Genomic DNA, 14,902 nt, shown 5'->3' with positions numbered 1-14,902 from the left:
GGCAAGACAGGTGCAGCTTGCTGCGCTGATCTCAACATAGCCCCGTCCAGGCGGCGCTACTCCGTCCTTGCCTGCCAGAAGTGCGCCTAAGGCTGTGCTGCCTGCGGTTATGGCCTGAATTGAATTTTCCATAGTTCTGCGCAATAAATCGCTATGATGATCTCTGTATGCTTCCGCCATTATCATTCTCCCCTTCCCACATCAATCGCGCGTTGTACGGCTCTGACGATGCCGCCATAGCCGGTGCATCTGCAAAGATTGCCCGATAATGCCTCTTCCACTTCCGCCGCCGTCGGCGATGGATTATCTGTGAGCAGCGCGGTCACCGATACAATCATGCCCGGCGTGCAATATCCGCATTGATAGCCGCCTTCCTCCAGAAAAGCCTGCTGAACGGGGTGCAGTCCATCGCAGTCCAGGCCTTCGATTGTCGTGATATGCTTACCCGAACACTGATATGCCATAGTCAGGCAGGCATTTACCGGATTGCCGTCCAACAGGACCATGCAGGCTCCGCAGCGTCCAATCTCGCAGGAGCGCTTGGTCCCGGTCAGCTGCAGATCCTCCCTGAGCACGGACAAGAGCCTTTTGGACGGATCAACCTGAAGCTCGACCTGCTCCCCATTGATCGTACAGTTCAACGACGGTCCGGCCAGCGGTACCGTTTCCCTCCACGACTGGCCGCTCATCTGCCGCTCACCGCCTTCCGTGCAAAGGAAGGGCGCTCCTGCAGCTCGGACGGGTCGATCGGCAGTCTGGTGATCCATTTGCCGACAGCGTCATGGACGGCTGCCGTAATCGCCGGAGCCAAACCTACCGTGCCGATCTCGCCAATGCCCCTTGGTCCGTACTCGTCTCCTTCAGGAAGCTCCTCAATCGGCAGCACTTCAATGCCCCCGCGCATATCGGCCACCGACGGGATGAGATACGTATCCAGATTCTTGGCGAGATATTGCCCCTGATCCATCAGCGAGTTTTCGGAGAGGGTATAACCGAGCGCCATGCTGCTCCCGCCTTCAATCTGGCCCAGATAACCCTGCGGATTCATTACGGGACCGGCTGCGACGGCATGGAATTGATCAAGGACGCGCACCCTTCCAGTCAGTGTGTTAACCTCCACCTTCACCGCCACTGCGCCATAGGAATAGATGAAATGCGCTCCCACCCTGCCGAACGAAGATGTAGGAAAATGAAAACCGGTTTCCGCTGTGAGAGGTTCACCCGCAATCAGGGCAAGTTCTTTATAGGTGAGGAGCAGCTCTGGAGGTGCTGGTTGAGGCAAAGGCTCAGCTGATACCCAACCGAAGCCTGCCGCATCCGAAGCGGCTCTGCCCGTACACTCCCGCTCATTCGCCTTGGCATAGATGCCGCCGGGACCGAGTGCCAGCTGATCGGACGGCAGCCCGAGCGCCTGACCCGCCGCCTCCAGCAGCTTGCCCGTGAAGAGCGGCCGCAGGTTGCGCAGCGATTTCCACATCATGCTCGTCGCCCGCGATGCGGTGCTGGAGCCGCTCCGCGGCACATGGTCGGTATCGCCAATGATCAGCCTCAGGTCGCCGGGAGAGAATCCGAACTGCTCGATCAGCATCAGCTCAAGCGTGGCAAGCAGCCCCTGCCCGAACTCTTCATAGCCGAAGGCAGCCTCGATCCTCCCGTCTCCCGCAAGGGTGAGCCTTCCTCCCGCAAAGTCGGGGATGCCCACGCCAAGACCCGAGCCATGCATAATGTAAGCCGCCCCCACTCCGGTATGCAGCCAAGGCTCCCGCCTGCGCTCCGTCTCCTGCTTCTCGGCGGAATGCCTATCCCTCCAGATCGGCGCTTCCGCCATAGCTTCCCATGCCTGGCGTGCTCCGTCCGTTACGGCAATCGGCTGGCCGAAGGGACCAGGGTCAGCAGGCTCCCGCAAATTTATGCGGCGCAGCTCCCAGGGATCCATGCCCGCGGCCAGGGCCAGCCGGTCGAGCTGACCCTCCAGCGCGAAGACCGCCTGATTTCCTCCGAAGCCGCGGAATTCGCCCGACATCCCGTTATTGGTATAAACGGATATGCTTTGTATATCCGTATGCTCATAGCGGTAGGGGCCAAGCACATGCTCGGTAGCGAAATTCAGCACCTCCGCTCCAAGTGTCGCATAAGGGCCGGTATCGGCCGTTATTTGAACCTCATGCGCCATAATCCGGCCGTTCCCATCGATCCCTGTCTTCATACGGATGGTCATGGGGTGGCGTTTGAGTCCGGCCCGCACCGATTCCCAGCGGGAATTGTGAATACGGACCGGACGCTTCGCAGCCAGTGCCAGAAGGGCGCCATACGGCTGTACATTCAGCTCGTCTTTGCCGCCGAAGGAGCCGCCGATAGGACTCGATATGACGCGAATCCCGCTCTCCGGCAGTGCGGTTATGCGCGCCAGCTGCAGCCGGTCAAGAAAACCATGCTGCGTTGGCGCATATACAATCAGACGGCCATTCCCGTCAGGAACAAACAGACCGCCTTCCGTTTCCATATAGGTGTGCATCTGTCTTGGCGTTGTATAAGTTTCCTCCACGATATGGCGGCATGCGGCAATTCCGGATGCAATATCGCCATGACTGTAACCGGTGCGATGAAGCACATTGCCATGGGCATGGAGCAGCGGCGTTTCCTCCTGGAGCGCCTGAACGGGATCCCCGATAACCGGCAGCACCTCGTAATCGACCTCAATCAATTGCAGCGCCAGCTCTGCCAGCTCTGCCGTTTCCGCTGCGACCGCTGCGACGGCATCCCCAATGTACCGGACCCGGTCCGTACAGAAGACGGGCTGGTCCTGAACAGCAATGCCGAAAGCGTTCAGCCCCGGGACATCCCCGCTTGCAAGCACGGCATGAACGCCGCGCAGCTGTTTGGCTTTATCCATGCATATTTCAATGATCCTTGCATGGGGATGGGGGCTCCGTAATATACGGCCAACCAGCATTCCCTCTGCGGTCATATCCGTCAGGTAGGCGAGCTTGCCTGTGACCTTGCCCGGACCATCCGGTCTTACCCGCCAGCGCTTGCCGCTGGCCTTGCGGTTTAACAGCATATTCTCCACCGCCTCTGTTTTGGAATCGGTTGTCAGGCAGATCACAACGGAGTACATCACCTATATCGGGTATCGCCGTTACTATTCCAGCTGCGCCAGATCCTTGCCGCAATGAGATTGGCAGCCGTTTGCTTGCAGTATGCTGCGGATGCAAAGGCATCGCCAATCGGCTGATATTCAATAAGAATCTGCTCATAAAGGCCGCCAAGAAGCTCCTCATCGACAGATCTGCCCTCCAGCAGCGTTTCAGCCGCATGCAGACGGACAGGGACCATCTGTCCCCCGCCCGCGGCAATGCGGACATCTGACAGCCGGCAGCTTCCATCCATGGCTCCGGTTAACGCCGTTGTTACCAAAGATGGCGTGAAGCTCTCCCTCCGCCCCACTTTCTCATAGGCATAAAAGTAATTTGGCAGCACACCGGAGCTTTCCGTTTCCATGACGGATGGAAATGCTATCTCCCGGATATAGGGCAGCTTGATTTGAAGCAGCAAACTGCCCATTCTGCCGCTTCCGGTTGTTAACCGCTGATTCAGCCACTCTGCAAGCGGCTCCGTAATCAGCCTGCAGCCGTCATGCCAGATCAGCTCGGCTCCATATACAAGCAGGGCAGGAAGAGTATCGCCAATCGCTGACACGATATTTCCGCCGATTGTGGCCAGGTTGCGGATCGAAGGCGCCGCAATGACGCAAGCCGCATCCTGCAGCAGGGGAAAGGTTTCAGCCAGAATCGGATTTCGACGAACAGCAGACAAGGTGGTGCATGCGCCAATTACAATGGAATCGGAGTGAATGGAGATACCTCTTATGCCGCTTACAGCGCCCAAATCAATCAAATGCTTCGGAGCCTTGGCCTGCCCCGATTCCCACTGGGTGCGAAGCAGCGTTGTGCCTGCCGCATAGACGGCCTCACCTCCGTATTTCAGCTTGAGCCTGCAGGCCTCGGCGGCATCCGCCGGCTGCCAGACCAAGGGCGGCTCCATCGCATATTGTTCATCTGCCGCCATCATCGCCTCTCCTCCTTCCTTATCTTTGCTGCAGCGTCCTTTGGCTTGAAACGGATCTGATCCAGTCTTTGCCTGCTCAAGCTGGCTTGCCGTTCATGCAGGGTAGAATAAACCGATAAATCCCTCATGCAAGGGATTTATCGGGAGCTTAATATGATTGCAGCAGCTTTATATAACATCAGATTATTTCACTTTTATTTGCAGCTCCGACCAGATATTTCTCGCTCTTGCCAGCTCCTCCGGCGTATCCACATCCATAAATGCCCATCCCGCCGTATGCGGGACGATGATCCCGCGGTATTCCGGCGATTGAAAAATATGCCTGGCTCCGGCATCGCCGGTCAGCTTCTCCAGAACCGGAAACAATGACCGCCCCAGCACCGCAGGCGGGGCTGCCGCCGATACTCCCATTCCCCCCGCCACATAATCGGCATCCGGATTTTTCGCAAATACGGAAATCAGTCTTTTCAATAATGCGGCGGTAATGAACGGCTGATCCGCCAGCGCGACAACAATAGCATCCGGCTCATCGGACAGCAGCGCAGCAAGCCCTTCGCGGATGGAATGCGACATGCCCAAATGAGCCTCCTTGCATGCGACAATCCGGTATTTGGCAAGCGGACTCCTGTAATCCTTCCGGTCATATAACCAAAGCAGCGGATCCTCCGGACGGACAACCACCGTCAATGAATCGAGCCCGCACTGACGCATTTCACGAAGCGCCCGGCTACCGAGTGTTATTCCGGGAGACAGCTCCAGCGACAGCTTCGTCTCTCCCATTCTTTTGCTGGAACCAGCTGCCAAATACAACCCTGCGACTCTGATTGCGAGCAGCCCCTTTCTTGACTGTTATGTCGTATCCTGCCTTGACCGCGATAATTTCGGCGGCAATGCTGACCGCGATTTCCTCCGGCCCTTCGGCGCCGATAGCCAAACCTACAGGCGAATGCACATTGGATGTGATGGCCAATCCTTCACTTAATTGATGTATCCTGGCCCGGGAACCGAGTATTCCCACATATCGCAGCCGGTGCGGCAGCAGCAGCTCCAGCATTTCCCGGTCGCGCTGAAGCTGGTGACTGCATATCACGGCATAATCTCCGCTGCCCGGATGCAGCTTTTCTATAATGGACTCCGGATTTCCCGAAGCAAATTGTACGTCCTGAAATCGTTCCTCCGTGCACAAGCCGGTCCGCCAATCCGCAACAACAACGCGGAAGCCGATTTTCCGGATCAAATGAACCATAGGAATGGAATCATCGCCAGCACCGAATATGATGACTCGCGGAGGCCGCTTGAACACGGCATCGAAGAATGGTTCAGCGCTCTCCGGAATATCGGACCTGAATGGAATTGCTGCGCCGTCTTCGGGTATTCCAGGCAAACGATACATCAGCGCGTCCCCGCTGAATCTCCGCCTCAGGCAGACATTGCCTCCGCTCTGCACTCTGGCATAGATCGCCGCCATTATGCCTCGCAGCTTGGCAAGAACCGGTTCGAGCAGAACCCGGACGGATCCCCCGCAGCCGACGCTCCCGCCCCATACCGCATCCTCACCGGCATTCAAGTTATAGTCGATGATTTCACAGCTGCCGGCTGCAAGCAGGTCATGAACCCTTTCTTTAAGATCGGATTCCAGACAGCCGGGACTGAGGCTGCCTGTCGTACGTCCATCCTGCCACAGAATCATGGACGCGCCTGACTTTCGGTAGGCATGACCCTTCACCCCAATCAACGTAGCCATCACGGCAGGTTCATCGCGATGAACAATTGTCTCAAGGACGGAATAGTTATCCATGCAGCAAACCTCCTCCAAAAATCTTTTCGGACTGCGGAAGTCTTACTGTAATTAACGAAAGCGGAAGGAAAAACGGTGTAATCCGGATGTTAGGACAAGGTAAACGGAGATTGGTTTGAAAAGGGAGGTGCAGCTTTTTTATTAATGTTATATTATTTAACATGATAATCCCATTTCGATAATTTTTCAATAGTTATGTTAACTTATATAACACAAAAACAGCCCTAAATCCCTGAATGATCAGGAACTGGGCTGTCAGAAGATCAAGCACGCAACGGCATGTTTTAAAGGGTCAGCTCTTCCAGGCGAATGCCTTCGGGCATGACGGACTCGATATAGGGTCTAAGCTGGTGAGAGCCGGATGCTTCTTCATACAAAATGGAGATGATGCCGGTATCCGAGCTGGTTCGGATCAAGCGTCCGATCCCCTGTCTCAGTCGAAGCAGCATATAGGGCAGATCCACCTCGTGAAAGGGGTCCTTCGCGCTGCCGCGCTTGGCCATGAAGACCGGATCCTGAGGAGGAAAAGGCAGCGCCCAAATAATCACATTGGACAAGGATGGGCCCGGCACATCAAGCCCCTCCCATAAGCTGACCGCGCACAAAATGCTTGCTTCATCATTCTGGAAGAGGTCAATCAGCCGGCTGATTTCGCCATCCCCTTCAAACAGAAAGGTCATGCCGAACACTTCCGGATAAGCGGCGATCTCCTCTTTGAACTGCTTCAGCTCTTCTCTGGACGGGAATAAAATCAAGGCTCTGCCTTCGGTCCGCTTCAACAGATGAACAGCCGCAGCCATCTTCTCTCCGAATCGGCCGCCAAAGGTCCATGAAGGCGCGAATGCCTTCATATGGGATGCATAATCATAGGGCGATGCCGCCGAGAAGGACAGATACTGCTGAATGCCCAGGCTGTCCGCCACGTAATCGAAGGAACCGTCAACCGACAAGGTAGCCGAGGAGAAGATGATCGGCATATGCGAGTCGAACACATGCTCCTTGAGCACTTCCTTTACCGTTCTGGGCATGATGGACAGCGTCGGGCCGTCTTTGCCCTCGGTGAGCCAGCAGATCAGGGAATCCGAGATGAAAAAGAGCGCCAACGCCTTCTGCATCATCTCCAGATGCTCCTCCACAATGCGCAGCTGATAATGGTTCAATACGAACAGCTCGCCTTCGAAAACCAGTTCATCCTCAATTGAGGCGAGCAGCCCCCTGAATTGATTCACTTCGTGCAGCAAAGCGTCATCCAGCAGAATCTGCTTGCGGTCCGAGCCGGGGATGACCAGACTTTTGCGCTGCAGCGCGGCGAACATTCTCTCGCTCTGAAGAATCGCATCGTCGATCAGCAGTGCAAGCGATTCCCGGATTTCATTCTGCAGCAGCCGGATAATCAATTCTTCGAATACATCATGCTTGATCTTGTAGCTGAGCGCCTTCTGGCTGGCTGACTCCAGCAGATGCCCCTCGTCAAAAACAACCGCGCAATGATCGGGCAGCAGCGGCAGCTGTCCTTCGCGTTTGCGGCCTTCGTAAGTCCACACATGCTCCATATAATAATCATGGGAGCAAATAATCAGATCCTGCGAACGGCGGTAATGATCGCGGGAAAGCGTCTGGCCGCAGCGGTGCCTTTTCTCGCAAATAAAGCAATCCTGGAAGGAATCCCAATTGATCTTGTTCCACTGCTCATCACTGAGTGTCGGATAATCCTTGCGGTCTCCATAGGAATGAAAGGTCTGCATGGCCGCAGGCGATTGGACAAATGTCGGGAGCTCCTTGGTGATGTCCTCGAACAAGCCCGCTTCGTCATCTCCTACTCTGGCATGCTCAAGCTTGATCAGGCACAGGTACTGATCCGGAGACTTGCCGAGTCTCGCATCGATCGCAAGCCCCAGATGCTCTACCAGCTTGGCAATATCGCCTTCCGGCTTCACCAGCTGCTCGATAAGCGACTCATCGGCGCAGGCGATCACGGCCGGCTTGCGCATGTAACGCGCGTAGCACACCGTATAAAGGAGATAAACAAGCGTCTTCCCCGTACCGACTCCCGCTTCCGCAAAAATCGTCTTCTTGTCGGCAAAGGCGCGCTCTAATTGAAAGGCCATATAAATCTGTTCATCTCTGACTTCAAAGCCGTGCTCCGGCAATATATCATAAAACACATCCGCGATCCATTCGCCTGCCTGCTGAGCGAAGGAAGAGCGGGACGGGTCATATTCAAAAGGGTATCGTTCCACAGTCTGTTATCCTCCATAAGCAAAATATCATAATGCCGCGCAATAGATAATTATCACATGGCTTGCCCATAAAAACAACCTTGAATGAAATGGCAGCGCGGGGTTTGACGTAATGGAAAAAGCATGTATAATAAACAGGCAAACATACGTTTGCCTTCTATCTTATCCTACACATTAGACACAGGAGGTATTATGAAAGGAACCACCCATCTTACCATCGGCGTCGCCATTGGCGCAGCCGCAGCCGCTTATTATCCTTTTACATTCAAGAATGCCGCGATTTATCTGGCTGTCGCCGCCTTCTCCGCCCTCAGTGCGGATCTCGACGGGACAAGCATGCTAAGCAGTAAGCTCGGGAAGGCGTCCAAGCTGCTTCGGAGCTTTGTATTATGGGGCAGCATCCTGCTGGCGGGAGGGCTCGCCTATATGTATTTCATGTATGACCAGATGCATCCGGAATTAGCCGTGGCATCCATAATTTTGTTCCTGCTTGGCTTCATGACCAAGGAAGGCGTGATCCGAAATGCCATGGTAAGCATAATCGGCGGCGGACTGCTCTATGCGGGCATCCGCTATGAGATGAACTGGCTCATGGGCTTCGGTTTGTTCGTGGCCTGGGTTCCATGGCTGAAGCATAGGGGGATGACCCACACGTTATGGGCGGTGTTGATCTGGGGAGCGATCAGCCGCGGGCTGGAAGCGCAGCTGCAGCTGGAAGGCATTACGATGGTCGCAACTGCCGGCTACCTCTCCCATCTGCTTGCGGACACCTTGACCCCGAGCGGGGTCAAATGGTTTTATCCGCTTTATAAGAAATCCGTCAAGCTACCGGGCTAATTGGGTGAATGCCGGTCGGGGATGCGGCTCGACCGGCGTTAGCTCCTGATTTCATCTCAATAAACCGTTGAACAGCTCTCCGCATGCCATGACTTCATGCCAATCGTCCTGGCCATCCTCTACAGACCACCAGGCAGAAAGCACACAATGGCATACTCCCCACGAGATCACCCGCTCACGGTCCAGTTTCAGATGACTGGCAAGCTGATCAATGCGCCTCTCCAGCACCTGCCCTGGATTGTCATGCTTCATCAGATGATTGCGCAAGTAAGCAATCACTTCGAATTCGGCCTCCCCGATCAATCCCTTTGGATCGATGGCGAGCCACGGCTCCCGCTCTGCGGAGAGAATGTTCCCATGATGCAAATCTCCGTGCAGCACTCTTGTTTCCTTCATGCTGGACAGCAGCTGCGGATAGAGCGCTTCCGCCCTTGCGACAGACCGGACCGGAAGCGGCCCGGTGCCCCCGTCATATTGGCTGCGCAGGCGCTCAAGTCCCTTGGCCCAATCTGCCAGAGCGGGAAACGGGAACGGATCGCTTGCCGGCTCCGCCGTCCACAGCTTCCGCATCACCTCAGCCGCAATCTCCGTCGCCTTCTCCTCTGACAATACACTGGTCAGAACGTGACCCGGCCGCAGATCCTCCAGCAGAAGCACACCTTCGGAAGCGCTGGAATCGATCAGGTTTACCATACCTCTTCCGTTATAATACCGAAGCGCCTCAATCTCGTATAAACCTTCAGCATGAGGCACACCCAGCTTGACAACCAGCTTCATTCCATCCTTCGCCGTAGCAGGAGCAACATAGTTATAAGATAAATCCGCAAAAGGCTGATGGATCGTAATCTCCCACCGCTTCTCACAGTCTCGTATAAGCGATTCAAGCTGCCCGAGCCAGTTAATCCCTGCATCCCGGTGCACGCCGATTATGGTTTGCCGCCATTTTTCCAGTTGATCCGGCTTTGTCATGAATTGAATCATCTCCATCCACAGATATTGTGATTAGCACTTTTACAGGAGCCTTCTTAAATTTACCGTCAAATATTTCTGCGGTCATAAATAAACAGGGATACCAGCCAGGAGAGCAGCAGCACGGCCATGCATCCGGCGGCAAGCCAGATCACGGATGCCAGTGTGTCACCGGTGAGCAGTCCGGATATCCGGGATCCCAGGTTGATTCCGGACCACTCCAGCACCCGCAGTGTAATGAGCACAAGCCCGCCTGCTGTGAATAGGACAATCAGATCAAGCGTCTGCACGATGCGTGAGCCAAAAGCAAAGAAAAGCGGAAAATAGATTGAATAAAAGATCAAAAGCGCGGCAATGGTCAAAATCGTGGACTGCAGGCTGAACCAGGGCAATTCCCCTTCCGGCAGCAGGAGCGAAGCGGTTATCCGCCAGAAGCAGGTCAGCAGGAAAGCAAAAGCCATAAACATGAATACGCCCGCATACTTGGAAGTCACAATGTCAAATCTCCGCAGAGGGAATGAAGCCAGCATTCTTCCGTTATGATTCCGCTCGTCCATTTTGCTGGACACCACGATCAGAAAATGGCTGAAGATAGCTGCAGGCACAGACAGCGGCAGCCCTTCAAAAGCCCCTAGAGCAAAAAAGAATATGCCGATAAAAATAAAACCAAGGAGCAAAAACGGCTTCTGGATTCTCAGATCCTTTACAAGAAGCTGCACCATGACTACCGCACCTCCCGCGTATAAACCATAATATCATCCAGAGAAGGCTGCTCTGCCATACAGTGATTTTGGAGCATGAAATCGGTAGAATAACGTCCCTTGGCCAATAAGCCTTCAAAACCTAGAGCGTTTTTCTGTAAACCGATAACGTCCAGCTTCTCAGACTGCAGCAGCTCAAGCGGCCCTTTGACCAGCACATAGGAATCGAGCAAATCCTCTTTCGCGCCGCTGAACTGCAGCTTCCCTCCCTGAACGTAAACAATATAGTCGGCAATCCGTTCCAGATCCGAGCTGATATGGGTCGAGAACAGTACCGAGCGTTTGCCGTCCCCGATATACTCACTCAACAGACCGAGCACCTCTCTGCGAAAAACCGGATCCAGGCCTGAAGTGGGCTCATCCATAATGAGCAGCTCCGGTTCATGGGACAAGGCAACCGCCAGGGCGAATTTGGTCCGCATTCCCTTGGACAGCTCGCGCACTTTTTTGCCCTCGGGAACGCCGAACTGCTGCATATAGCGGTGGAAAAGGGCATCGTTCCAGGTCGGGTAAAAGGCCGCCGCGATTTTCTTCATTTCATGTACCTTCAAGTGATTATAGAAAAAGTCCTCCTCATACACAAAACCGATTTTGCGTTTTATTTCCCTTTCATGCTCCTTGTACATTAAACCAAACATCCTTACCTCGCCTTGATCCGGACGGACAAGGTTCATCATCGAGCGGATCAGAGTGGTCTTCCCCGCCCCGTTAGGTCCAATAAGTCCCGTAATATAACCGGTCTCCACATGAAAGCTTAATTCGCTTATGCCAAAATCCCCGTTTCTTTTGGAGAACTGCCTGAATTCGACCGCCGTCATGCTTCACTCTCCTCCCCATAAAAAATTTCGAATAATTGCAGGATTTCCGCTTGTTTCAAGCCCAGGCTCCGGCCTTCCGCAATCACTGCTTTTACTTTCTCCTCCAGCTGCCGGTATTTCACTTCCCTGATGGACTGCTTATTCTTCTCCGATACAAAGGTGCCCTTGCCCGATACGGATGTGACCAGACCCTCCTGCTCAAGCTCGTCATAGGCGCGTTTTGTGGTGATGACGCTGATCTTCAGCGTTTGGGCAAGACTGCGGATGGACGGCAGCAGCTCTCCCTCCTTCAATAGTCCGGTTATTATTTGTTTCTTGATTTGCTCCTTGATTTGCAGGTATATGGGATCTCCGGACGTTAAGGATACGGAGAGGTTCATGTATTCACCTCGCATCTTCTGTATATATCGTATATAAACAGTATATATTAACTGCTGCTCTTGTCAATAATTCCGCAAAAAAAAACCCTCTATACAACATGCTGCGGAATGCTCTTTCGAGTCGCTCCGCAACATATGCATAAAGGGTTTTCTGTCCTTAAAGCTTCGTCTTAATATTTTCTATTGAAATTGCTGCGTTCCTGATTGTTGGGAAGAAGCATTTAGATTGGACATCGTGCGCTGCACCAGCTGCTCAGCCTGCTGCAGCTGCTGGTGAATATTTTGGATTTGGCGCTTTTGGGCGTCCATTTGCATTTGCAGCTGATTCTCGGCAAGCTGCAGCTCACGGCCAATGCTTTGCAGCTCGAGCACAACCTGATTGACCTGTTGCGAGCGCCCGTCCAATCCTACGTTGCGGAGTGCCTGCTGGGCCAGGATTCTCTCCTGCTCCTGCTGACGCTGAACCTGCTCCTGAAACTGCTGATAGCTAAGCTGCTGACTATTGTTCAGCTGCCCTGGTTGACCCTGCTGGTTGTACATTCCCTGTTGGCCTTGCTGACCTTGATTATCCATAGATGCGAACCCTCCTGTTGGTCTTAACGTCCACATTTAAGGTGTCCCGCCCTATGGATATTTATGTATGAGGTCAGCTTACCGGCCGCCTTTATCCTCACGCTCCAGGATACGCTGCAGCTCCTGATCCGTAATCTTTTTGCCGCCGTAACGGACTTCGCTGTATGGCTGCGCCAAAGGTTCGGAAGGTGTCTTGCCTGCCCGCTGCTCCTGCAGTTCATTGTCCGTTTCCAGCGGCGTCAGGAAGGGCTTGAAGGAATAGCCGGCCTTTACCTGCCTTCCAAGCCTTTGCCGGTACAAATAGCGCAGCCGGGACTCATTATCCTGAAGATCCCTGTAGCGAATGCGCGGTTCCTTCGATTTGCTGCGGAAAAGTCCGCCAAGGCGGCCTGTCTTGGGAATACTTGCCACCTCATCGACGTAGCCTTGCGCCATATTAATCTTTTCCCGGCCGAAGAGCTTCAGCATCTGCTCCCGAAGCTTCTTCAACCATTCCGGCAAATGACGGAGCTTACGCAGAAGCAGATACAAGACAAAGAGTCCGACCAGCGCAACAATGCCGTACATTATATAATCAACCCAGGGAGGCAGAGTTTTCGCGTCACCCTGCGGCAGTGCCGGCGGCGCGGCTGGAGGCTCCGCCTGTGGCGGAGGTGCATTCTCTGTCCCGCCTCCGGCAAACAGCTGCTGAAGCCAATTCCTGAAAGCATTCCACAACGCGGTAAGTGCCGCCTGGATCTGATACGTAAATACAATCAGCACTGCGATGGCCGCTATGATGCCAACAAGCATACGGTTTTGTTTGCGTACCGTCGGCTCAACGGATGGACGATCGCTTCCGGATAATGACTCGTCATTGACATAGCTGCTGTTGGAAGCAAACAGCGTCAGCATCAAGACAGCAAGACCGAAGACGATCAGCGGGATTTTATAAGGCTGGAACGCCTCCGCCCGGCCAAAAAACAACGAGACAAAAAAATAAACAAAGATCCCGATGATATAATGACGGGCCTGCAGCCTGAAGAGCCGCATGGAGACTGCCATCAGCCCGCCCCTTGAAAGACTGGCCGACAAGACGACCGCGCTGACCGCCCCTGTCTTTGTGACACCAAACAAGAGCGCGCTGCAGGCGCAGCCAATCACAATGCCGACCAACGTGATCATGAAAGGATGCTTGAAGGTAAAGAGACGATTAATGAGAAGTCCTGCCGGATAACCGAGCAAAGCCAGAATAAGCCATAGCCAGCCCGCTTCATTGCCCAGCAGGAAGGCCTGAATGAGAAAAGCCACCGGCAGGAAAAGCAGAAGCTCCACCGCGCCCTGCAGCAGCACTCTGGAGCTGTCGCGAATGTTCCCCGTCACGCTGCATCACCTGCCTGTAATGCGAGCGGCAGCCACTCGACACCATGCCCGCGGCTGCGAAGCCGCTCGACCGCAAGCTCGATCTTGTCGCTCATGAAAGACGACACGATCACCACATCGCACCGCTCGTCCATTTGCTCCTCAAGCTTGTCGATAAGCAGATAGAAGGGCGTAACACTGGCAATAGCAAGCTTCGCCATCCGCTCAAGCATATACAGCAGATGCTCGCTGCCGCTGCTCATCTCCGTTATCACGGGCAGCCCGGGTATGTCGATATCATGGCCGTTAGTGGCAAAACCCGTCTCAAGTCCCTGCTCGGTGGCGTATTGGACAAGCGCGGCTGCCAGCCTGATTCCCTGCTCGATAAGCGCCGTATTATTCACGATCTCCCACATATCCGCATGGTCTTCCACATTGAGCAGCACCATAAGCCTGTAATCGGCGGTGAAATCCCTTCTGTGGACCTGCATCTTGCTTGACCGTGCAGTTGCATTCCAGTTAATGGACTTCAGCGAATCGCCGGCCTGGTAATCGCGGACGCCTGTCACATAGAACGGATCCTCGACAATCCAGCGGCGTACCGAAATATCGCCCTGCCAGCTGCGCGAGGGCAGCTGGATCAGCGAGCGGTCCGCCGGCATGGGATAGACGATCAGCTCCTCCTGCAGCGTTACGGACTTCCACGACCTGAATAATCCGAACAGATCCCCGAAGGTGATGGATGCGCTTGTCAGCCGGTAGCAGCCTCTCTGCACGCACTGCACAGGATGGCGGCGGGTCAGCTGCTTATTCCCCATCAAGCTGAACAAGCTCTTGTGGTTCTGATAGAATTGTCCATTGCTTACATCAAAATTAAAAATATTTTCAAACTTCAACCCCGTATGTAGAATCGATTCCACCCGCATCCACGGGACGGGGAGCCATTTGCGGTTCTCCAGACGCTCAATCATCTCGATTTTGTCACCTTCAAAGCAGCTTTTTACACTAAATTCCCTCGCATAGCCCAGCCGTTTCATCCCAAACCGGCGGAAGATCCAGCCCTGTATCAGAATAACTGCAGCAGCGCTTAAAATAAACCAATGTATACCCATCGCTT

14 protein-coding genes are annotated in these 14,902 nt (G+C 54.2%); 1 reads left to right on the top strand and 13 read right to left on the bottom strand.

Going from position 1 to position 14,902, the window contains the following annotated elements; all coding sequences use genetic code 11:
* Window positions 1–182 precede the first annotated feature (182 nt).
* From AC0YOB_RS26580 to AC0YOB_RS26555, 6 genes are all read right to left on the bottom strand, one after another.
* A complete protein-coding gene (locus AC0YOB_RS26580) occupies window positions 183–689 on the bottom strand; it encodes a (2Fe-2S)-binding protein (RefSeq protein ID WP_475795317.1) in 507 nt (168 codons plus the stop codon).
* Window positions 686–3,061, bottom strand: a complete 2,376-nt coding sequence (gene pucD / locus AC0YOB_RS26575; protein ID WP_475795346.1) for a xanthine dehydrogenase subunit D — start codon at window positions 3,059–3,061, stop codon at window positions 686–688. The genes AC0YOB_RS26580 and pucD overlap by 4 nt, the downstream gene beginning before the upstream one ends.
* A gap of 56 nt (window positions 3,062–3,117) precedes the next feature.
* The gene (locus AC0YOB_RS26570; protein WP_475795316.1) at window positions 3,118–4,071 is read right to left on the bottom strand and encodes an FAD binding domain-containing protein; all 954 of its coding nucleotides are present in this window, start codon (window positions 4,069–4,071) and stop codon (window positions 3,118–3,120) included.
* A 180-nt stretch (window positions 4,072–4,251) separates the two neighbouring features.
* On the bottom strand, window positions 4,252–4,848 hold the full coding sequence (locus AC0YOB_RS26565) for a nucleotidyltransferase family protein (protein ID WP_475795315.1): 597 nt from the start codon (window positions 4,846–4,848) through the stop codon (window positions 4,252–4,254).
* Window positions 4,796–5,866 carry an XdhC family protein gene (locus tag AC0YOB_RS26560; RefSeq protein ID WP_475795314.1) on the bottom strand — a complete coding sequence of 357 codons (1,071 nt, stop codon included), beginning with the start codon at window positions 5,864–5,866 and terminating at the stop codon, window positions 4,796–4,798. The genes AC0YOB_RS26565 and AC0YOB_RS26560 overlap by 53 nt, the downstream gene beginning before the upstream one ends.
* Before the next feature lie 284 nt (window positions 5,867–6,150).
* The gene (locus tag AC0YOB_RS26555; protein WP_475795313.1) at window positions 6,151–8,106 is read right to left on the bottom strand and encodes an ATP-dependent DNA helicase; all 1,956 of its coding nucleotides are present in this window, start codon (window positions 8,104–8,106) and stop codon (window positions 6,151–6,153) included.
* A gap of 192 nt (window positions 8,107–8,298) precedes the next feature.
* Here AC0YOB_RS26555 and AC0YOB_RS26550 point away from each other — a divergent pair, with 192 nt between their 5' ends.
* Window positions 8,299–8,943, top strand: coding sequence for a metal-dependent hydrolase (locus AC0YOB_RS26550; protein WP_210040660.1), 645 nt, complete (start codon window positions 8,299–8,301; stop codon window positions 8,941–8,943).
* A gap of 51 nt (window positions 8,944–8,994) precedes the next feature.
* On the opposite strand, the gene AC0YOB_RS26545 is transcribed toward AC0YOB_RS26550, so the two are convergent.
* The 7 genes from AC0YOB_RS26545 to AC0YOB_RS26515 all read right to left on the bottom strand — a co-directional run bounded on the left by AC0YOB_RS26545 (window position 8,995) and on the right by AC0YOB_RS26515 (window position 14,897).
* Window positions 8,995–9,912 (bottom strand): aminoglycoside phosphotransferase family protein, encoded by a 918-nt coding sequence (locus AC0YOB_RS26545; RefSeq protein WP_475795312.1) that lies wholly within the window; start codon window positions 9,910–9,912, stop codon window positions 8,995–8,997.
* A gap of 68 nt (window positions 9,913–9,980) precedes the next feature.
* On the bottom strand, window positions 9,981–10,634 hold the full coding sequence (locus tag AC0YOB_RS26540) for an ABC-2 transporter permease (RefSeq protein WP_475795311.1): 654 nt from the start codon (window positions 10,632–10,634) through the stop codon (window positions 9,981–9,983).
* Window positions 10,635–10,636: 2 nt separating this feature from the next.
* The gene (locus tag AC0YOB_RS26535) at window positions 10,637–11,491 is read right to left on the bottom strand and encodes an ABC transporter ATP-binding protein (RefSeq protein ID WP_475795310.1); all 855 of its coding nucleotides are present in this window, start codon (window positions 11,489–11,491) and stop codon (window positions 10,637–10,639) included.
* Window positions 11,488–11,871, bottom strand: coding sequence for a GntR family transcriptional regulator (locus AC0YOB_RS26530; RefSeq protein WP_210040656.1), 384 nt, complete (start codon window positions 11,869–11,871; stop codon window positions 11,488–11,490). Before AC0YOB_RS26530 ends, AC0YOB_RS26535 begins: the two co-directional genes overlap by 4 nt.
* A gap of 180 nt (window positions 11,872–12,051) precedes the next feature.
* Entirely contained in the window at window positions 12,052–12,444 is a 393-nt protein-coding gene (locus tag AC0YOB_RS26525; protein ID WP_475787128.1) for a hypothetical protein, read from the bottom strand.
* Between the two features lie 78 nt (window positions 12,445–12,522).
* Window positions 12,523–13,806 (bottom strand): DUF4129 domain-containing protein, encoded by a 1,284-nt coding sequence (locus tag AC0YOB_RS26520; protein ID WP_475795309.1) that lies wholly within the window; start codon window positions 13,804–13,806, stop codon window positions 12,523–12,525.
* A complete protein-coding gene (locus AC0YOB_RS26515) occupies window positions 13,803–14,897 on the bottom strand; it encodes a DUF58 domain-containing protein (protein WP_475795308.1) in 1,095 nt (364 codons plus the stop codon). Before AC0YOB_RS26515 ends, AC0YOB_RS26520 begins: the two co-directional genes overlap by 4 nt.
* Window positions 14,898–14,902: the final 5 nt, after the last annotated feature.

Source organism: Paenibacillus sp. JT31N17 (genome assembly GCF_056269255.1).
The sequence above is the reverse complement of the archived record's forward strand: the minus strand, read 5'-3'. Positions and strand labels throughout refer to the sequence as shown.